This is a genomic window from Flavobacterium sp. MEB061 (genome assembly GCF_000834715.1).
In the GTDB taxonomy this organism is placed as follows: Bacteria; Bacteroidota; Bacteroidia; order Flavobacteriales; family Flavobacteriaceae; genus Flavobacterium; species Flavobacterium pectinovorum.
The window spans coordinates 107,191-128,325 of sequence record NZ_JXQR01000022.1; the positions used below are offsets into that span (position 1 = coordinate 107,191).

Genomic DNA, 21,135 nt, shown 5'->3' on the forward strand with positions numbered 1-21,135 from the left:
AACTTAACTATTAGAATTTGTGTAAATTAGTAAAATTCGTGTTTTTAACATCCTACGTTTTTTGTTTCATAGATTAAGTAATTCATAATCTTAAAGAGTTTTACAGGCTCAAAAGGTTTTATGATAATATCGTTCATGCCCGAAGATATTGCTTCATCTGTAATTTCATCTTTATCAAAAGCTGTCAAGGCAACAATAGGAGTCTTGATTCCTAATTGGCGGATTCTTTTTGTGGTTTCAAATCCATTCATTAATGGCATGTTTATATCCATCAAAATAAGATCAAAATCTTCGTTTTCGAGTATTTGCAAAGCGCCAAAACCATCATCAACCACTTTGCATATATAATTATTTTTTTCAATAATTTTTCTGGTCACTAATTGATTGATAAGATTATCTTCGACAATTAAAATTTTATATATTTCATCAGAAGTTAAATCAACCTGAATTTCATCAATAATATCCTTTGTTTTTGCCGGATTACATTCAAAAGGAATGGTGAACGAAAATGCAGTACCTTCACCTATATCACTTTGCAAAAGTATCGTTGTTCCAAAAAGTCCTAATAATCTTTTTACAATACTTAAACCCAATCCTGTTCCCTGATAATCTTCGTCTTTTCTTCCAACCTGAACAAATTTTTCAAAAATCTTGCCTTGGTCAGCAATGGCTATTCCTACTCCATTATCTTTTATATGAAATTCTAAATAATGGTATTTCCCTTCTGTTTTTTTAAGGTTTACAATAATTTCAACTTCACCATCTTTAGTAAATTTCAAGGCATTACTAACTAAATTCATCAGTATTTGAGCCAATCTTAATTTATCTCCAATTAAATATTCCGGAATGTCCCGGTCAATGCTGACTGAAATTTTATTATTGTTTTTTTGCGATAAAAACGAAAGTGAGTTTTTAATCATTGCAATTTCATCAGAAATATTAAATGTCAGGTTTTCCAAAACGACTTTGTTTTCTTCTATTTTATTAATTTGAAGAATATCATTTACCAACGATAATAAATATCTGGCAGAGAATTTTAAGGAACTCAAATGCTGACTGTTTGATAATTCTTTATGTTCTTCGAGCAGCATATTTGTTATTCCCACGACTCCATACAAAGGCGTACGCAATTCGTGGCTTATAGTAGAAATAAATTGTGTTTTAAGTAAAGATGCTTCTTCGGCGATTTCTTTGGCTTGTAAAAGCTCTAAATTGTGTTTTTTCTTGTATCGGATATTCTTGATCAGCGTAATAATCAGTAAAAGGAGAATAAACGAAATTACGATAAACAAAATAACAATAAGTCTCGATTTTTTCAGGCTCTGATATTGTGATATTTTTTCGTTTTCAATTTTATCAATCTGTCTTTTGTATTCGTCCAATTCGAGATTAAACCCGGCAATAGAAGCCTTTTTTAATTTCTCTTCATTATATAATTCTTCGGTAATTTTATTAAATGCAGAAAGATTTTCATAAGCTTCCTTGTATTTTTCAATTTTGGTTAAAAACTTAGAATATTCTAAATGACTATATGACAAATCTGATTTTTCCACGCTGTTTTTACCCGCTTCAATCGCTTTTAAAAAGTAGGCATTTGCAGTATCATTATCTTCCTTATAACTGGAATACATGCCGTTAAGCATATTTACAACCACATCTGTAGATTCGTCACCGTATTTTTTTTTATTAGCGTCGATATATTTCAAATACGGATATCCTTCTTTAAAATTACCATAATCAAAATTAGCCCAGGCAATATTTACGTTTGTAAAATATACCTGATTCAAATCATTGATTTTTAAACCATATGCAATTGATTTTTTATAATAACGAATCCCTTTATCAAATTGCTTTCTTTCAAAACAATATATATTTCCTAAGTTATTGTAAAGACTATATTTTATAGAATCGTTATTGGTTTTATTAGCGTAAAACAAACTTTTGTTGTAGAAAAAAATAGCCTTGTCAAACTCTGATAATTCGCTATAATTTCCTGCAATGATTTTATACGAACGAGCAATTAAGTAGTCGTTTTTTAGAGCTGTTGCATAATTTAAAGCTACACGGGAAGTAATTAAGGATTTTTCGAAATTAGAATCTTTATAATCGAACCAGGCCTGTTTTACAAGTTTGTTTATCTTGTCTTCAGAAATAATTTCAGATTGTGCAATCGCCAAATTGTCAGCACAATTCAGAATTAAAAGTAGGGTTAAAAAAATGCGTATTTGGGGCATAAATAGGCTAGTTTCATTCAAATATACGTTTAAAAATAAAAAAAAGCTGTATTTCAAATAAAAATACAGCTTTTTTCTTATTTTAAATATTCTAAGGAAAACTACAACGTTTTTCTCAAGAAGAAAATTTTAGTTTTCAGAAACAATATCAGATTCTTTATCGTTCTCCCATTGTCCTACAACTGAAGTTGCCAAAGCATTTCCTAAAACATTGGTTGCACTTCTAAACATATCACAAAAGTGATCAATTGGCAATATTAAAGCAATTCCTTCAATAGGAATATCAAACATACCACAAGTCGCCGCTACTACAACCAAACTTGCTCTTGGCACACCTGCAATACCTTTACTGGTTAACATTAAAACTAAAAGCATTACCATTTGAGTTCCCAGATCTAAATGAACACCATAAAATTGTGCGATAAAAATACTGGCAAAAGTCATGTACATCATACTTCCATCCAGGTTAAACGAATATCCTAGCGGTAACATAAAAGATACGATTCTGTCTTTTACACCAAAACTTTCTAACTCTTCTGTTAATTTAGGAAAAACGGCTTCACTGCTTGTTGTTCCAAAGGCAATTGCCAACGGGCCAACAATACGTTTTAATAGTTCTGTCATTCTTCCTTTTAGGAAAATATAACCCACAGCGATTAAAACAGCCCATAAAGTACTTATACCTATTAAAAATGATCCGAAGAATTTAAAGTACGTAATCACTAATTCTTCTGTATCTCTAATTGCAAAAACTCCTGCAATGGCACCAAAAACCCCTATTGGAGCAAAGTTCATTACATAATTTACCATTTTTAAAACAATATGCGAAACTTTATCCAAAGCATTTATAACCGGCTTTACAGTATTTCCTAAAGATGCAGCGGCTAATCCAAAAAAGATAGAAAATATTACTATCTGCAAGATTTCATTTGTTGCCAATGCTTCAAAAATACTTTTGGGAACAATATGTTCTACGAAGTTATCAAAAGATAATGTTTTTGTTTTACCGGTTACTTCTGAAGCAGAAGCCATATCAATATGCTCTAATTTTATACCAACTCCCGGCTCTAAAACATTTACATAAAACAACCCGATTAATAATGATATAAACGAAGCAGTAAAAAACCATGCTAATGCTTTTCCTCCAACTCTTCCAACTGTTTTTATATCTCCCAGTTTTGCAATACCAACTACTAAAGTAGTAAATACTAAAGGCGAAATAATCATTTGTACCAATCGGATAAAAATGGTCGCTAACATTTTTATTTTACTACTAAATGATTGTGCTGCCTCAGTTGAAATCGAATTGTGCAATATAATTCCGAGAATAGCCCCAAGAACCATTGCTACTATAATTTGACCCGTTAATCCTGAAAGAAATGATTTTTTTTTGGTTTCTGTAACTTGCATTAAATAGTTTTTTAGATTAAAACATTAAGACCCTCACTGTCTTAATTTTTATTAATATGTTTTGTTGATCAAATAAAAATCAGCCAAAACAATCGCTGCCATTGCTTCAACAATAGGCACTGCGCGAGGCACAACACACGGATCATGACGGCCTTTACCGGTCATTGGTGTGATATTTCCTTTATTATCAAGTGAATCCTGAGTTTGCATTATAGTAGCAACGGGTTTAAAAGCTACTCTGAAATAAATATCCATTCCGTTGCTTATTCCTCCCTGAATTCCTCCGGAAAGATTTGTTTTTGTAGTTCCGTCAGGATTGTATAAATCATTGTGTTCGCTTCCTTTCATTTCAGAACCAGAAAATCCGCTTCCGTATTCAAAACCTTTTACGGCATTTATAGAAAGCATTGCTTTTCCTAATTCAGCATGAAGTTTATCAAAAACAGGTTCGCCTAAACCAACCGGAACATTTTGAATCACGCAGGAAACAACTCCGCCAACAGTATCTCCTTGTTTGCGAATATCACGAATATATTCTTCCATAATCGCTGCTGATTTTTCGTCAGGACAACGAACAGGGTTACTTTCAATTTTCGAAAAATCCAATTCCTGATAAGGTGTATCTAAATGAATAGGTCCAACAGAAGAAACGTAAGCATTAATTTTAATTTTCGGTAACATTTGCTTAGCAATTGCACCTGCAACTACTCTGCTTGCTGTTTCTCTGGCTGAACTTCTTCCGCCACCGCGATAATCACGAAAACCATACTTTTGATCATACACATAGTCTGCATGGCTTGGTCTGTAATTGTCTTTTATATGAGAGTAATCGTCTGATTTTTGATTGGTATTCGGAATAATAAAACCTATTGGAGTTCCCGTAGTTTTACCTTCAAATATTCCTGATAAAAACTGAACCGCATCCGGTTCTTTACGTTGGGTTACGATTGCAGATTGTCCCGGTTTTCTGCGTGACATTTCAACTTCAATCGCTTCTAAGTCAAGTTGTATTCCCGACGGGCAACCGTCTATAATTCCGCCTAAAGCTTCTCCGTGTGATTCTCCAAATGTGGTTACTTTATATAGTGTGCCGTAGCTATTTCCTGCCATTGTAATTTGTTTTGAGCAAATGTAAGTTTTATGAATTAAATTAAAAAATTTAAAATTGGTATTATTAAATAAAGGTTAAGTTGTTTAAAAATCACAATTTATTAAAATTGTGGTCAAATTGGTAACCTTTTGATAAAATAAATCTCGCGTTAGATTCTTTTATTTGTTAAACTTCAAAATAAGAAAAATTGAAAAAGAGAAATGTCGAGTTGGTCATTCTATCAGATGTCCATTTAGGAACTTACGGTAGCCACGCCAAAGAACTAAACAACTATCTGTCAAGTATAAAACCCAAAACATTAGTTTTAAATGGCGACATAATTGATGCCTGGCAATTTAGAAAATCATACTTTCCAAAAGCTCATTTAAGAGTTATTCAAAAAGTAATCGGAATGGCTTCAAAAGGCACGAAAGTGTATTACATTACCGGAAACCACGACGAAATTCTGAGAAAATTTACAGATATGAATATGGGCAATTTTGCTCTTGTCGATAAATTAGTTTTAGAATTAGACGATAAAAAAGCATGGATTTTTCACGGAGACGTTTTTGATGCTTCTGTACAACATTCAAAATGGATCGCAAAATTGGGTGGTTTAGGTTATGATTACCTCATTCTTACGAACCGTTTTATCAATTGGATATTATCTAAACTGGGGCGCGAACCTTATTCATTTTCCAAAAAAATAAAAGCAAGCGTAAAAAAAGCAGTTAAATTCATTTCTGATTTCGAAACTACAGCTACAGATTTAGCTATAGAAAAAAACTACGATTATGTAATTTGCGGACATATTCATGAACCTAAAATTATCAAAAAAGAAAACAAACACGGTTCTACATTATATTTAAATTCAGGAGATTGGGTCGAGAATTTAACAGCTTTAGAATACCACAAAAAACGCTGGAAATTATTTTCGTATTCTCAAACTAACTTCACAGAAGAAGAAAATCTTTTTGAAATGGAAGACATTCTGAGCAACCATTTAATTACCTCTATTCTAAAACAAAAATAACGCTCAGTTAATAAACTGTTTAGAGCTTTATAGAGCAAATTGATTTTTAAACAGACTTGCAAATAAGTCAAAATGTAAATTATATAACAATTTTATAGAATCTTATACGTTTTGACTTTTAGAGTAATTGTAAGTTTGAATAAAAATTAATAACAATCATGAAAAAAATCATTTTATCTGCCTTTATGCTGTTAGGTTTAGCGTTTACGGCGCAATCACAAGAAATTTCAAAAAATGCACTGGGATTACGTCTGGGCGACAACAACGGTTTTGGAGGCGAAGTATCTTATCAATTGGGATTAAACCAAAAGAACAGGCTTGAATTTGATTTAGGCTGGAGAAACAGCAGCGATGTAGATGCTATTAAGGCTGTTGCACTTTATCAATGGGTTTGGAATATCGATGGAGGTTTTAACTGGTACGCAGGTGTCGGTGGAGGTGTTGCCGCTTGGGATCATGATTATTACTACGACAACGGAAGATATAATGATAGCGGAACTTATGTTTTTGCAGCTGGAGATATTGGTATAGAATATAGATTTTCTGAAGTGCCAATTACATTATCATTAGACGCAAGACCTGAAATTGGTTCCGGATATTATGACGATGACAATTTTGGATTTGATGTAGGTTTAGGAGTTAAGTTCAGATTCTAAAATATTAAAGTAAAAAATAATTGTAAAAAAGAAACCTGTCGCTTTAAAACGACAGGTTTTTTTTATGCTTTAATTTTGTTTCAAATTTCAGGTTCTGCTAATTGTCAGGCTGAGCGGAGTCGAAGCCTTTGTTGCGTTGACTTCGACTCCGCTCAGCCTGTGACAACAATAGCGTTTTACCTCAAAAAATTATTTAACAATAATTTCTTTCTTAGAATGAACTCTCACAACTGTATAAGGATAAGTAATTACCTGCATCGTCATAGCGTCTGCAGCCGGACCTTTTTCTTTCACTGTAATAATGATATTTTTATCCGTTTCTTCTACTTTTTCAACACTAATCGAATAACCGCCAGTGTTCTTTTCTCCCATATTCAGAATAACATAATTAGAATTATTTATATCGGCCTGTTTCATTTTATCAGCCAAAAGTGGGTCATTCTCGAGCATTTTAATTTCATTTGGCTCTGTTAAGATTTCAAAAAACTTAATATTTCCGCCACCATCAGATTGTTCTGTTAAAACTTCATAAAGTGCTTTTGAATCAGATCCTTTTTTTGCTCCGCAGGAAATTAAGACAAAAACTGCTAAAACCGAAATAACTTTTTTCATCTGTTTATTTTTTAATTACTGTTTTTCATATTTATAATCATCAATTGCTCTTTGGTAAAGTGCTTCGTATTTTGGCAATATATTTTTAATATCAAATTTTTTCGCAACCTCTAAAGCATTTGCTTTAAATTCATTCAAAACAGCATCATCTTTTAAGATTTTAATAGCGTTTGCAGCCATTTCATCGACATCTCCAACATTGCTCAAGTAACCAGAGTAACCATCAAAATTTACTTCAGGCAAACCACCGGAATTACTCGAAATAACCGGAACGCCGCATGCCATAGCTTCCAAAGCTGCCAAACCAAAACTTTCTGTTTCTGATGGAAGTAAAAACAAATCGGTTAAAAGTAAAATTTTATCAATTTCATTACTATTACCAAAGAAAATAACCTTGTCGTGAATTCCTAATTCCATACATAAAGCTTCTGCTTTTTCTTTTTCAGGACCATCACCAACCATCATTAATTTAGCTGGCATTACTTTTTGAATATTGTAGAAAATTTTAATAATATCCGGAATACGTTTTACCTTTCTAAAGTTACTGATATGCGTAATAATACGCTCATTTTCCTTTGCCATAACAGAACGATGACAAGGCGCTAACGGATCTTTTTTAACTTTATCCAGTTCAATAAAATTCGGAATCACTTTTATTTTATTCTTGATTTTGAATAATTTCAAAGTATCATCTTTCAAACTCTGCGAAACCGAAGTTACATAATCTGATTTATTAATACTAAAAGTCACCGCCGGTTTATAAAAAGGGTGATTCCCTACCAGTGTAATATCAGTACCGTGAAGTGTCGTAATCATCGGAAGATTAATTCCTTCATTTTTCAACATTTGCTTCGCCATATAGCCCGCATACGCATGCGGAATAGCATAATGTACATGCAGTAATTCAATCTTGTATAATTTCACCATATCAACCAATTTGCTCGATAAAGCCAACTCATAAGGCTGATAATGAAAAAGAGGATATTCAGGAACGTTTACTTCGTGATAATGAACATTAGGATTTAAAAGTGCCAACCGAACGGGCTGACTATAAGTAATAAAATGGATTTCGTGTCCGCGTCTGGCTAGTTCAAGGCCCAATTCTGTGGCTACAACCCCACTACCGCCAAATGTCGGATAACAAACTATAGCTATTTTCATGTATTAAATTTAATAACTACGAAAGTACTCAAAAATAGCTTTTAATTGATCGTTTAAATTGTTAGATTTTTGTGAATTATAGATTGATCAGATTATTAGAATGTTAGATTATTAGAATGTTAGATTATCGACTTTTTTATAGATTAAGATTTTACTGTTATCCTGAGCGAAGTCGAAGGACTTACCACTCATAATTCATAGCTTATAATCCATAATTTTTATCAGGAGCAGAAAATTTCGTTTTCAAAAGAACCAGTTGTCCCGCTGTCCACTATATCTTTTCTGCCGTCCCGAGGCTTCGGGACCGGCAAAAAAGGATGCCGCTCCCATCGGGGCTAAATTAGAGGTTTTGGCTTTCATAAGGGCCTCATTCTAGACCCGACAGTCCCGAAGTCTTGGGATAAAAACCTGTCGGGTTTACTGCGATTTATCTTTGTCAAAGTTTTAAACTTTGACAAAGATTTCCACAATCTTGTCATCGTATAAACAATAAACTGCACGAAATTCTACAAATATTGGTGATTATACAAAATATGTAGTCCCTACGGGACAATATTATTATGTGTGCATTTTTTTTGCTACCAATATGTAACTCCTAACGGAGTATTTAAAGATTTGCTTTTTAATAAACAGAACAGGCAACAAAATATTTAAACCGCAAAGAAGTGGTTACCTCGTAGAAGTTAAATATTAATAGTCTCTACGGGGCATATTATCATGTGTGTATCTTTTTTGCTACCAATATTTAGCTTCTAACGGAGTATTTAAAGATTTGTTTTTTAACAAATAAAACAAGTAACAAACATATTTAACCAAAAAGAAGCGATTACCTCGTAGAAGTTAAATATCAATAGTCTCTACGGGGCATATTATCATGTGTGTATCTTTTTTGCTACCAATATTTAGCTTCTAACGGAGTATTTAAAGATTTGTTTTTTAACAAATAAAACAAGTAACACATATTTAACCAAAAAGAAGCGATTACCTCGTAGAGGTTAAATATTGGTAGAAAAATATAATTAAGTTAAATACAATTTCCCGTAGGGAATACATAAACAACACGCACAAACTTTAAAAAAAATCAAACAATTTAATTACAAAAAAAGGCATAAAACCAAAGTTCCATGCCTTTTTAAATATGTTATAAATTTTCTCTTAGAAAAACCTGCTATGCCAACTATCAGCGGCAGGAACTTCCCATGATTCATTAAATTCTTCAATATTGTTTACGAGATTATTAAACACAATCGTATTCTCAGAAACTGATTTATCCTTAACCATTTTCTTGAAATCGATTAAAGGTTTGTGCGCGATATGTTCACCAAGTTTAAAAGTTACGTTCATTTTATCTAACAAATCAACGTTGTATTTTTTCTCTAAACTTTGAATAAATTCAACAGAACTATCAATAGAACATCCCGTAGCCGCTTGTACATCCTGATTTACAGCTAATATGATAAATCGGTTATATTTTAAAAGATATGAAGCTTCTAAACTAGTTCCGTGTGCTGCCCATTCTTCTACAAAAGCTTTTAGATCAGTTTCTATTTCAGAAAATTCTTCCTCAGAAAATTTTCTGTTTGATTGATAAATCCAGATTCTGGATTCACCAGGTAAATTTTCAAAAGGTATATACATTTTAATTCTTCTTTAGTTTAATTTGTTTCAAGTTTCAAGTTAACGCCTTTGTTCCTTTGAACCTTTGCAACTTTGAACCTTTATTTATAAATCCTGTGCATTAGCAATTAACTCTGCAATATCCATTACTTTTACTTGTCCTTCTTTTTCCTGATGTTTAATACCATCGGTTAACATGGTGTTACAGAAAGGGCAACCAGCAGCAATAATATCCGGTTTTACTTCTAAGGCATCTTCTGTACGCAATACGTTTACTTCTTTATTTCCTGGCTCAGCATCTTTAAACATTTGTGCTCCACCGGCTCCACAACATAATCCGTTTGCTTTTGAGCGTTTCATTTCGACTAATTCAACATCTAATTTCTGAATTAAATCTCTTGGTGCTTCGTATACTTTATTTGCTCTTCCTAAATAACAAGGATCGTGAAAAGTGATTTTTTTCCCTTTAAACTGCCCGCCTTCAACAGTTAATCTTCCATCATCAATTAATGACTTCAAAAACTCTGTATGATGAATTACGTCGTATTGACCTCCTAATTCAGGATATTCATTCTTTAAAGTATTAAAACAATGCGGACAAGCTGTAACAATTTTTTTTGCTTCATAAGCATTTAGAACTTCAATGTTCATCATAGCCTGCATTTGAAACAAAAACTCATTTCCTGCTCTTTTTGCCGGATCTCCAGTACAGCTTTCTTCAGTACCAAGTACAGCAAAAGAAACGTTTGTACGATTTAAAATACGTACAAATGCTTTTGTAATTTTTTTTGCTCTATCATCAAAACTTCCTGCACAACCCACCCAAAACAAAACTTCTGGCTGTTTTCCTTCGGCAAGCATTTCTGCCATTGTTGGTACTACTAAACTTTCTGACATCTTCCTTTTTTTGTTTTAATCGGTTAATCGCTTATTTGGTTAATCGTACTCTTTACTATAACCTCCACTAAAAAACCTTAAATATTTTATTCATCAATTAAACGGTTAAACAAATAACCAATTCAACGATTAAACTATAATTTTAATTTTCGTTTTTCCAATTCAATCTGTCTTGTTGATTGTATTGCCAAGGAGCCCCATTATTTTCGATATTGGTCATCATGGCATTCAACGACATAGGAGCAGCACTTTGTTCCATCACCAAATAACGACGCATATCGATAATAATAGATAACGGACTAATATTTACCGGACATTCTTCAACACAGGCATTGCATGAAGTACATGCCCACAATTCTTCCGGAGTAATATAATCGTTTAATAATGTTTTATTATCAGGAACAAAAACACCTTTATTGGCATCTATATTTTTTCCTACTTCCTGTAAACGGTCTCTTGTATCCATCATAATTTTACGAGGAGACAATTTTTTACCGGTTTGATTTGCCGGACAAGCAGATGTACAACGTCCACATTCTGTACAGGTGTAAGCATTTAATAACTGAACCCAGTTTAAATCCTGAACATCACTGGCACCAAATTTACTTGGCGCAGCATTTTCATCAACCGGAGCCGCAGCGAAAGGGTCAGCATTAGGATCCATCATTAATTTCACCTCTTTTGTAACTGACTCTAAATTATCAAATTTCCCTTTCGGATTTAAATCTGCAAAATAAGTATTTGGGAACGCTAAAAGAATATGTAAGTGTTTTGAGAAGTACAAATAGTTCATAAAAACTAAAATACCCGCAATATGCAACCACCAAAATACTTCAAATAAAATCACTACTAATTCATTTGACATCCCGTTAAAAATAGGCGCAATGAATTGACTTATTGGAAAACTTCCCGCTTTATGAAAAACTCCACCCGGTACATTTTGCAAATGATAATCAGATGCATTCATTAATAAAAACAAAATCATTAAAACTGTTTCAAAATACAAAATGTAATTTGCATCACTTTTAGGGAATCCCTTTAAATCTGAATGTATAAAACGTTTTAATCGGATCAGGTTTCTTCTTATCCAAAAAACTGTCACTGCAAAAATTACAAGGAAAGCCAATATTTCAAAAGAAGCAATTAAAACATCATAAACTACACCCAAAAAAGGGGCAAAAACTCTATGAGTTCCAATTAATCCATCAATGATGATTTCCAGTAATTCGATATTAATAATAATAAAACCTACATAGACAACAATATGTAATGCACCCGCTACCGGACGTTTCACCATTTTAGATTGTCCAAGCGCAATCAAAGCCATGTTTGCCCAACGTGCCTTAGGATTGTCTTTTCGATCTACATCACCTCCTAAATTAATGTTTCGGATAATTTTTTTTACACTCGTCGCAAAAAAACCAAAACCAGCTATCAGAAGTATAGCGAATAAAATATTGTCTAAATAACTCATTCTTTATTATTCTTAATTATTTTTTGTCAGTCGTTTTTGCATCATCTGCAGGCGCAACGTATGGTTTGTTCTTCTTTCCAAAAAGAGAAACATTTACGTAACGTGTTGGGTAAAGACGAACATCTTGCAATAACAATTCTAATTCTTTTGAAGTTTTAGAAAGATTGTTATACAAAGCATCATCGTTTAATAATTTACCTGCTGTACCTTTTCCTGAGTTTAGGTTACTCATAATTCCATCAACTTTAGCCAAAGTTTGGTTTAGGTTTCTCACTGTTTTACCTAAATCTGCTTTGTTTAAAGAATCTGATATTTTATTGAAGTTACTTGACATTTTATTGAAATTTGTCACAACTCCGTTAATCTGACCTTTGTTTGTATCCAAAATAGAATTTAAACTTCCGGAAGCTCTATGAAATTGCTCCATAGTCTCGCTCAATTCTGACAAAGATTTTTTAAGATCTTCCTGCCCTTTTTTATCCAGAACATTATTCAATCCTACAACCAGTGTATTAATGTTCTCAAGCATTAAATTTAATTTTGCCTGGATTGGCTCAATTTTACCTCCTAAAGATTCTGTTAATCCTAATTCTACAGCAGCTTCTAAATTTTGTCCATCAACTGCGGGATCTTTATCTGCAAGATTCGGAATAATTTTGATTTGTTTTCCTCCAATTAAACTTGGAGAATATAATGCAGCTTTACTGGTTTTAGAAATTGGAAAATCAGTCTTTAACTGAAGTTCTACTAATAATTTACCTGTAGTTTCATTGATTGTAATTTTATGTACTTTACCAATTCCAAGTCCGTTTAAAGTTACGGGAGCAGATTGTGGTAAATCTTCAACATTATCATATTCAACATATAATGTTTGATAATTTGTAAAAAGGTCTCTGCCTTTTAAAAAACTATAACCCCAAATAAATAATAATATTGACGCGATGACTAATATAGCCGTTTTAATTTCTCTAGTTATTTTCAAAATTCTAAGTGTTTAATACAAAATTAATATAAATATCCGAACTTGTTGCTATTATTTAATTGCGTCCTGAATATTGATTTTTTCTCCGTCTTTATAAGCAATTAAAAAAGCTGCTCCATATCCTTTACCTTTAGCCTCTTGCAGATATTTCTTTGCAGTTTCGTAATCTGAGGTTTCCTGATAAAAATACTTATATATATTGTTTTCAAATAACATCGTTACATTTTTAAGTCCTTTAAAGTTTTTAGGTTCTAATGGTGTTTTTTTAATGCTGGCAATAAGCTGTACCTTGAAAAATGTACCTTTTGGAGCATTTTTCACTACTGCGGGTGCTTCAACAGTTTTAGGCTTTGCTGTAGAAGTATCTTTTACCGGTCTTGTATCTGGTTCCGGAACTCCAGAGCCGAAATACTCTCTTTTATAACTTATGATTGCCTCTGCAATAGCTTTAGCAATATCATCTTGTCCTTCTTCAGAATTTAAAATATTTCCTTCTGTAGGATTAGAAACGAATCCTGTTTCTACCAATACCCTAGGCATATATGCTTTATGAAGCACCATAAATGGCGCTTGCTTTACTCCACCCTGACGTAATTTTTTTCCTAATTTATCAAAATTATCTTCAATTTTACTGGCTAATGAAATACTATTATCCAGATATTCTTCCTGCATTAAGGTCATTCCGATCATTGATTCAGGAGAATTAGGATCGAAACCTTCATATTTACGTTTATAATCTTTTTCTAATGTAATTACCGAGTTCTCTTTTTTCGCAGCTTCAAGATTCGACGCAACTTTACTCAAACCCATTACATAAGTTTCGGTTCCGTCTGCGGCAGTATTTTTATTTGCATTACAGTGAATAGAGACAAAAATATTCGAATTTGCACGGTTGGCAATATTGGCTCTTTCCACAAGATCTATAAAAACATCTGTTTTACGAGTATAAATAACATCAATATTAGGACTAGCTTCCAGTAATTTTCCAACTTTTAACACAATAGCCAGCGCAATATTCTTTTCGATCCTTCCACTATAAACGGCACCAAAATCATGATCACCGTGTCCTGCATCAAGAGTTACTTTAAATACATTTGTTTGACTGTAAGCACAAAAAGTTGTTATCGTTAGAAAAAAACTAAAGATTAGTCTAGTTTTGTTAAATATGTTCATAAATCTAAAAGTTAATTTTAATAAAATGCAACAGCTATAATTTTTACAATTGATTATTTTTGACAAAAAATTATATGTAAGTTTGACATGTCAAAAAACAAGCCATACTTTTACAAAAATAGCATTTAAACCTTTGCATACAAACTTATTTAATATCGTTTTATTATCATTTTTCCTAACACTAGGTTGTGGTAAATTATATTCGCAAGAGATAAAATCTAAAAAAGCTCCTTTATCAACTGAAAAACAAACAGATAAACCTGAAATTGTTGTTGCAGACACCATAAAGCTGGATACTGTTAGGCCAACAAAGACTTTTCTGGATGGAAAAGTAAAATACAGGGCAAAGGACTACGCAAAAATCGATCAGAAAAAGAAAAGAATCACTCTTTATAATGAAGGTGAACTATACTATAAAGATGTTGAATTAAAATCTGGTATAATTGTACTTGATTATGAGAAAGATGAAGTATATGCCGGAAGGATAAAAGATTCCGCAGGCGTATTAACTCAATATCCTAATTTTAAACAAGGAGCAAGCGAAGTTCAGCCCGACTCTATCCGTTTTAACTTTAAAACAAAAAAGGCTTTAATTTATAATTCACGAACGGAACAAGGCGAATTTAAAATCAAAGCAGCCGTTACCAAGAAAGAAAACGATTCGGTTTACTTTTTAAAAGGCGCCAGATTTACGACTTCTAAGGATATTGACAATCCTGAATATTATTTCCAGACCAATAAAGTAAAATTTATTCCGGGCAAAAAAGTAATTACCGGTTTAACCAATATGGTTATTGCAGATGTACCTACCCCACTGGCTTTACCTTTTGCTTATTTTCCGATGAGTGAAGAAAAAAGTGTTTCCGGAATCATTATACCTAGTTATAATGACTCAAATACACGTGGATTCTCCCTTCAAAATATGGGTTATTATTTTGCTTTAAGCGATAATTATGATTTAACCGTGTTGGGGGATTATTACACAAACGGAAGTTATGCCATGCGATTTGAATCAGCATATGCAACCCGATACAAGTATAGAGGGAATGTCAATATTCGTTTTGAAAACCTTATAAACAGTGAAAGAGGTTATCCGGATTATTCTAAACAGAATATTTACAACATTCAGTGGTCGCATTCGAAAGACACAAAATCGAATCCGAATTCCACTTTTTCTGCCTCTGTAAATATGGGTAGCAGTAAATACTTTAAACAATCTATCAATCAGGCCAACGTTGGATCTAATTTGAACAACACCTTAAGTTCTTCTATTTCCTACAATAAAACGTTTAATACGATTCCGCAGGCGAGAATATCGTTAACGGCGACGCACTCTCAAAATACACAAACCGAAGTAATCAACATGACTTTACCTACTTTACAGGCAAGTGTCGATCGTGTTTATCCTTTTGTTGGTAAAGATGGCGTGAAAAAAGGTTTTATAAAAAACATCAACTTACAATATAATTTAAGCGGTAAAAACAACATAGTAACTACCGATTCATTATTCTTTAAGCCACAAATGTTTAAAGATGCACAAATTGGAATGCAGCATTCGATTCCGATTAGTACCAATTTCAAGATATTTAAATATTTTAGTGCCGGAGCTTCTACAAATTACCAGGAAACATGGGTTACCAAAACAATAGACAGGCATTACGATACAAATCTAAGCAGAGTTGATACAACAACTGTAAATGGTTTTGATGCGTTTAGAACATATAATTTGAGTACAAATTTAGGTACTACTATTTACGGTACTTTTAATTTTGGTAATGATAAAAAAATCCAGTCTATTCGCCACGTAATGCGACCAACTATTACGTACGCATATACACCTAGTTTTGAAAAATATTATGATACTTATGCAGTAGATGCTTCAGGCAGAATTACGAGTCAATACACCCGATTTGAAGGTGGTGTTTATGGTGTTCCAAGCAAGGAAAATTCTAATATCGTGGCATTTGCTTTAAGTAATACCTTTGAAGCAAAAGTAAGGGACAGTGACAGTACAAAAACTGAACCTAAAAAAATAATGCTACTGAATAACTTAAACTTCAGTACAAGTTATAATTTTAATGCTAACGGTAAAGAAACTTTAGCATGGCAGCCTGTTCTTGTAAGTGGTGGAACTCAGTTTTTTGACAATAAAATGAATGTCAATTTTGGTGCAACTTTAGATCCTTATGCCATAGACAACTCAGGAACAAGAATGAATACTTATAACATTGATAATGGTGGAAGTTTGTTTCGAATGACAAGCGCCAACGTAACTTTGAATTATTCTTTTTCAAATAAAGGCACCAAGGAAGAAAACAAACAAAGTGAACGGAACGGAGGTCGTAAAGATGATTTATTTGGTACCAATACCGATTTGAACGACAGCCGAAACAGTCAGTTTGCAAATGAAAAAGACGATGACGAAGATGTAATAACGGAGTTCTTTAACTCAAAATTACCGTGGGATATGACATTGGCTTATTCATTGACTTATTCTAATGTAAATCGTGAAAACAAAATCACAGGAAACTCTATCATGGTCTCTGCCAATATGGATATTACTCCAAAATGGAAAGGCGGAATTTCTACAGGTTACGATTTTGTACAAAATGGAGTTACATTTACGCAATTTCGTTTTGAAAGAGATTTATTAAGCTGGAGAATGGCCTTTAACTGGAGTCCATTAGGAACAAATTCTAACTGGAATTTCTTTATCGGAATTAAATCCGGTGTTCTTAGCGACATTAAATGGAATAAACGAAGTACTTCTAATCGATAATAAAATCGTATTTTAGATCAATAATTTTCTCAGCCATGCTTAGTGGCCGAATAATCTATTTTGGTATTTAACAATCAATTACTATGAAAAAAATAATCTTTACAGAAAAAGCACCTGCTCCAATCGGACCTTATAATCAGGCTGTATTATCAGGAAATACACTTTATGCATCTGGTCAAATTGCAATAAACCCTGCTTCAGGAGAACTTGTAACTGACAATATAAATGATGAAACACATCAGGTAATGCAAAATATTGCTGCTATTCTGGAAGCCGCAAACATGACTTTTGAAAATGTAGTAAAAGCAACAATCTTCATTATGGACATGAATAACTTTGGCGCTATTAATACGGTTTACGGATCTTATTTTAACGAAAAAACCGCTCCAGCTCGTGAAACGGTTCAAGTGGCTTGTTTGCCAAAAAATGTAAATGTTGAAATTTCTATAATTGCAGTGCAATAGCATCTAATAGTAATTGTGCCGTTGCTTCGTTTGTTGCCAGCGGCACATTATGTACATCACAAACGCGAATTAACATATTAATATCAGCTTCGTGTGGATGACTTGACAATGGATCTTTAAAAAAGAAAACCATTTGTGTAATTCCTTCTGCCACTCTTCCTGCAATTTGCGCATCTCCGCCTAAAGGCCCGGAAAGCATTCTTTGAGTTTTAAAACCCGCAGCTTCTGCTTTTCCTCCGGTAGTTCCTGTCCCAATAAGCTTTATTTTTTCATGATGTAAAACTGCTTCATTTTTAATTAAAAAGTCAATTAAATCTGCTTTTTTACCATCATGTGCAATAATAGCAATTTCCATAAAACCGGAACTATTGGTTAGCAACATGGTATGCAATTAAACCATCAATAGGACGTCTTAAAACATTACCTAACTGAAGTTCATATTTATCAAATGTTTCTTGTAATTCATCTTTAAGATAAAAAGCAATAGAACCTACAAAATGAACAGGAACTTCTTTACAATTATCAAATTGTTTGATATAGTTTTTAACGAAAGATTTCATTCCTTTGAAAATGATTTTTCTGCAGAATTCTGAATCTTTATGTTTGATTAAAAACTTAGCAAAAGTTGCTAAATAAGCATTTGGATTTGGCTCTTTGTATAATTTGTTTTTGATATAATCAGCATCTAAATTATATTCTTTTTCAAATTCAACCGCCAATTCTTTCGGCATTTTATTGAAATAATATTTTCTGATTAATTCTTTTCCGAAAACATTTCCACTACAATCATCCATGGCAATATAACCTAATGACTGTACTTTTTGATGCAATACCTTTCCATCAAAATAGCTACAGTTTGAACCTGTTCCTAAAATACTAACAATTGCTTCTTCTCCTTTTGGAGTTGTAGCGTAAACTGCTGCATAAGTATCTTCGTGAACTTCAACAATAGCGTTATTAAAATATTCCTGGAATATTTGCGAAAGCGCAGTTTGCATTCTCTCTGTTCCACAACCTGCTCCGTAGAAGAACAAATGTGTTGCATTTTTTTTATTTTGCAGAATATCAAAACGATCATTTAATCTTGAAACAATTTCAGGACCGTCAAGAATTTCAGGGTTTAATCCCAAAGTTTGTGTCGTGAATAATACTTTTCCATTATCATCAATTGCAATCCAATCTGCTTTTGTAGATCCACTATCAACTATTAATTTCATTTTTTTTTAGTTTTTGGATTTAGTTTTTCTTCATCAATTTAAAAGTGTGTTTTTTACATTAATTAAAGTCAAAACAAAATAAGAAAATCCCGTTACCTTGAGATAACGGGATTTGCCAAATTTATACAATATTATTTTAAACCTGCGATATGCACAGATAAATCGATCAATTTAGAAGAGTATCCGTACTCATTATCGTACCAAGATACAAATTTAAAGAAAGTTGAATTCAAACCAATTCCTGCAGTAGCATCAATGATTGAAGTTCTTTTGTCTGAAATGAAATCCTGAGACACAACTGCATCTTCAGTATATCCTAAGATACCTTTCATTGTAGTTTCAGAAGCCGTTTTCAACACAGCTAAGATTTCTTCGTATGAAGTTTCTTTAGAAACTTTTACAGTTAAATCTACTACAGAAACGTCAGCAGTAGGTACACGGAAAGACATTCCAGTTAATTTTCCATTCAAAGAAGGAATTACTTTTCCAACCGCTTTTGCAGCACCTGTTGAAGAAGGAATGATATTGATTGAAGCAGCACGTCCACCTCTCCAGTCTTTTCTAGAAGGTCCGTCAGCTGTCATTTGAGTTGAAGTTGTAGCGTGTACAGTTGTCATTAAAGCCTCTTCAATTCCGAAGTTATCATGAATAACTTTAGCTAAAGGAGCTAAACAGTTTGTAGTACAAGAAGCGTTAGAAACAACTAAATCAGAAGCTTTTGCAGTTTCGTGATTTACTCCCATTACAAACATTGGAGCATCTGCAGACGGAGCAGAAATAATTACTTTTTTAGCACCACCTTTAATGTGCTCATTTGCAGTTTCGATAGTTGTGAAAATACCAGTACATTCAGCAACTACATCAACATCAACTTCATTCCATTTTAAGTCAGCTGGATTTCTTTCTGCAGTGATACGGATATTTCTTCCGTTTACATAAAGTTTTCCTTCTTTTACTTCTACAGTTCCGTCAAAACGACCGTGAACTGAATCATATTTTAATAAGTAAGCTAAGTGATCTACATCTAATAAATCGTTGATTGCTACTACTTCTACATTATCTCTATTGAATGATTCTCTAAAAACGATTCTTCCAATACGTCCAAATCCGTTTATTCCTAATTTTACTTTTGACATTTTACTTAATTTTTGCTTTTGTTTTTATTACACTAATTTAAAGTCTAATTTCCTCACAATAAACTTCATTCCTTTTTTAAACTTTTATCTTCTTATGTCGACATGATGTCAGACACTCTTAATAATTCTCTGTCAATCTCAGATTTTCCTTTGATTGCTTGTTCCAACGGAGTTAAAGCTACTTTATCCTGTTGTAAACCAACCATATAATTAGATTTACCTTCGATTAAAGATTCTACTGCTTTTACACCTAAACGGCTTGCAAGAACACGGTCAAAACAAGATGGAGAACCACCACGCTGCATGTGTCCTAAAACAGAAACTCTTACATCGTACTCCGGTAAATTAGCTTCAACATAATCTTTTAATTCGAATACGTTTTTACCAATTTTATCTCCCTCAGCAATAACTACTATACTTGATGATTTTCCTGAAGCTTTACTTTTTTGAAGAGAGTCCAGCAATCTTTCCAGACCTAAATCTTCTTCAGGAATAAGGATTTCTTCGGCACCAGCTCCAATACCTGCATTTAGAGCAATATGCCCCGCATCTCTACCCATAACCTCTACAAAAAATAGTCGGTTATGCGAACTTGCAGTATCTCTAATTTTATCAATACAATCTACCACAGTATTCAAAGCAGTATCATATCCTAAAGTATGACTTGTACCAAAAATATCATTATCGATTGTACCCGGAATTCCCATTACAGGAAAATCAAATTCTGAATTAAAAATCAAACCTCCGGTAAAACTTCCGTCACCGCCAATTACTACAAGAGCATCAACTCCTGCTTTTAAAAGGTTTTCGTGTGCTTTTTTTCTACCTTCCGGAGTTCTAAACTCAGTAGAACGAGCTGATTTTAAGATCGTTCCTCCTTTATTTACAATATTATTTACACTTCGGGGACCCATTTCTTTGAAATCTCCTTCGATCATTCCCTGATACCCTCTATAAATTCCTATGCATTCTATATTATGATAAGCACATGTTCGAACAACTGATCGTATTGCGGCATTCATTCCTGGTGAGTCTCCCCCTGAAGTTAGAACACCAACTTTTTTTATTGTTTTTGGCATTATTTAAGTATTAAAGTGTAAAATTAGCAAACATTCACCACTTTACAGGTGGTAATTGTCATAAATTAATAAAATATGTTAAATTCAAACGTTTTCGTTAATAAGTTTTTTGATATGAAAA

Annotated in this window: 18 protein-coding genes; 4 read left to right on the forward strand and 14 right to left on the reverse strand. The window is 32.9% G+C overall.

What is annotated here, in order from left to right:
• Positions 1–44 precede the first annotated feature (44 nt).
• The 3 genes from RT99_RS12220 to aroC all read right to left on the reverse strand — a co-directional run bounded on the left by RT99_RS12220 (position 45) and on the right by aroC (position 4,754).
• Positions 45–2,234: a response regulator gene (locus RT99_RS12220; protein ID WP_042565041.1), complete on the reverse strand. Its 2,190-nt coding sequence runs from the start codon at positions 2,232–2,234 to the stop codon at positions 45–47.
• A 129-nt stretch (positions 2,235–2,363) separates the two neighbouring features.
• Positions 2,364–3,644: a dicarboxylate/amino acid:cation symporter gene (locus tag RT99_RS12225; protein ID WP_042565042.1), complete on the reverse strand. Its 1,281-nt coding sequence runs from the start codon at positions 3,642–3,644 to the stop codon at positions 2,364–2,366.
• A gap of 51 nt (positions 3,645–3,695) precedes the next feature.
• Positions 3,696–4,754: a chorismate synthase gene (gene aroC, locus RT99_RS12230; RefSeq protein ID WP_042565043.1), complete on the reverse strand. Its 1,059-nt coding sequence runs from the start codon at positions 4,752–4,754 to the stop codon at positions 3,696–3,698.
• Between the two features lie 188 nt (positions 4,755–4,942).
• Between aroC and RT99_RS12235 the strand changes: the two genes are divergently transcribed.
• Positions 4,943–5,767, forward strand: a complete 825-nt coding sequence (locus RT99_RS12235; protein WP_042565044.1) for a UDP-2,3-diacylglucosamine diphosphatase — start codon at positions 4,943–4,945, stop codon at positions 5,765–5,767.
• Positions 5,768–5,925: 158 nt separating this feature from the next.
• Complete coding sequence (locus RT99_RS12240) at positions 5,926–6,423, forward strand: hypothetical protein (RefSeq protein WP_042565045.1); 498 nt, start codon at positions 5,926–5,928, stop codon at positions 6,421–6,423.
• Between the two features lie 189 nt (positions 6,424–6,612).
• Here RT99_RS12240 and RT99_RS12245 read toward each other — a convergent pair whose 3' ends face one another.
• The 7 genes from RT99_RS12245 to RT99_RS12275 form a co-directional block, all read right to left on the reverse strand.
• Complete coding sequence (locus tag RT99_RS12245) at positions 6,613–7,035, reverse strand: protease complex subunit PrcB family protein (RefSeq protein WP_042565046.1); 423 nt, start codon at positions 7,033–7,035, stop codon at positions 6,613–6,615.
• 15 nt (positions 7,036–7,050) lie between these two features.
• On the reverse strand, positions 7,051–8,196 hold the full coding sequence (gene bshA / locus RT99_RS12250) for an N-acetyl-alpha-D-glucosaminyl L-malate synthase BshA (protein ID WP_042565047.1): 1,146 nt from the start codon (positions 8,194–8,196) through the stop codon (positions 7,051–7,053).
• Positions 8,197–9,351: 1,155 nt separating this feature from the next.
• The gene (locus RT99_RS12255; protein ID WP_042565048.1) at positions 9,352–9,834 is read right to left on the reverse strand and encodes a hypothetical protein; all 483 of its coding nucleotides are present in this window, start codon (positions 9,832–9,834) and stop codon (positions 9,352–9,354) included.
• Positions 9,835–9,918: 84 nt separating this feature from the next.
• A complete protein-coding gene (locus tag RT99_RS12260) occupies positions 9,919–10,710 on the reverse strand; it encodes a (Fe-S)-binding protein (protein ID WP_042565049.1) in 792 nt (263 codons plus the stop codon).
• A 142-nt stretch (positions 10,711–10,852) separates the two neighbouring features.
• Positions 10,853–12,184 carry a (Fe-S)-binding protein gene (locus RT99_RS12265; protein WP_042565050.1) on the reverse strand — a complete coding sequence of 444 codons (1,332 nt, stop codon included), beginning with the start codon at positions 12,182–12,184 and terminating at the stop codon, positions 10,853–10,855.
• 16 nt (positions 12,185–12,200) lie between these two features.
• A complete protein-coding gene (locus RT99_RS12270) occupies positions 12,201–13,166 on the reverse strand; it encodes an MlaD family protein (RefSeq protein WP_042565051.1) in 966 nt (321 codons plus the stop codon).
• A 51-nt stretch (positions 13,167–13,217) separates the two neighbouring features.
• A complete protein-coding gene (locus RT99_RS12275; RefSeq protein WP_042565109.1) occupies positions 13,218–14,339 on the reverse strand; it encodes an N-acetylmuramoyl-L-alanine amidase in 1,122 nt (373 codons plus the stop codon).
• 82 nt (positions 14,340–14,421) lie between these two features.
• Between RT99_RS12275 and RT99_RS12280 the strand changes: the two genes are divergently transcribed.
• Together RT99_RS12280 and RT99_RS12285 are read left to right on the forward strand one after the other, a co-directional pair.
• On the forward strand, positions 14,422–17,118 hold the full coding sequence (locus RT99_RS12280; protein ID WP_042565110.1) for a putative LPS assembly protein LptD: 2,697 nt from the start codon (positions 14,422–14,424) through the stop codon (positions 17,116–17,118).
• A gap of 83 nt (positions 17,119–17,201) precedes the next feature.
• On the forward strand, positions 17,202–17,582 hold the full coding sequence (locus RT99_RS12285) for a RidA family protein (RefSeq protein ID WP_042565052.1): 381 nt from the start codon (positions 17,202–17,204) through the stop codon (positions 17,580–17,582).
• Here the strand turns inward: RT99_RS12285 and RT99_RS12290 are convergent.
• The 4 genes from RT99_RS12290 to pfkA form a co-directional block, all read right to left on the reverse strand.
• The gene (locus RT99_RS12290; RefSeq protein ID WP_029273108.1) at positions 17,563–17,937 is read right to left on the reverse strand and encodes a methylglyoxal synthase; all 375 of its coding nucleotides are present in this window, start codon (positions 17,935–17,937) and stop codon (positions 17,563–17,565) included. The genes RT99_RS12285 and RT99_RS12290 overlap by 20 nt on opposite strands.
• 10 nt (positions 17,938–17,947) lie before the next feature.
• Positions 17,948–18,799: an N-acetylglucosamine kinase gene (locus RT99_RS12295; RefSeq protein ID WP_042565053.1), complete on the reverse strand. Its 852-nt coding sequence runs from the start codon at positions 18,797–18,799 to the stop codon at positions 17,948–17,950.
• A gap of 131 nt (positions 18,800–18,930) precedes the next feature.
• Complete coding sequence (gap, locus tag RT99_RS12300) at positions 18,931–19,935, reverse strand: type I glyceraldehyde-3-phosphate dehydrogenase (protein ID WP_042565054.1); 1,005 nt, start codon at positions 19,933–19,935, stop codon at positions 18,931–18,933.
• A gap of 92 nt (positions 19,936–20,027) precedes the next feature.
• Positions 20,028–21,014: a 6-phosphofructokinase gene (gene pfkA / locus RT99_RS12305; RefSeq protein WP_042565055.1), complete on the reverse strand. Its 987-nt coding sequence runs from the start codon at positions 21,012–21,014 to the stop codon at positions 20,028–20,030.
• Positions 21,015–21,135 lie beyond the last annotated feature (121 nt).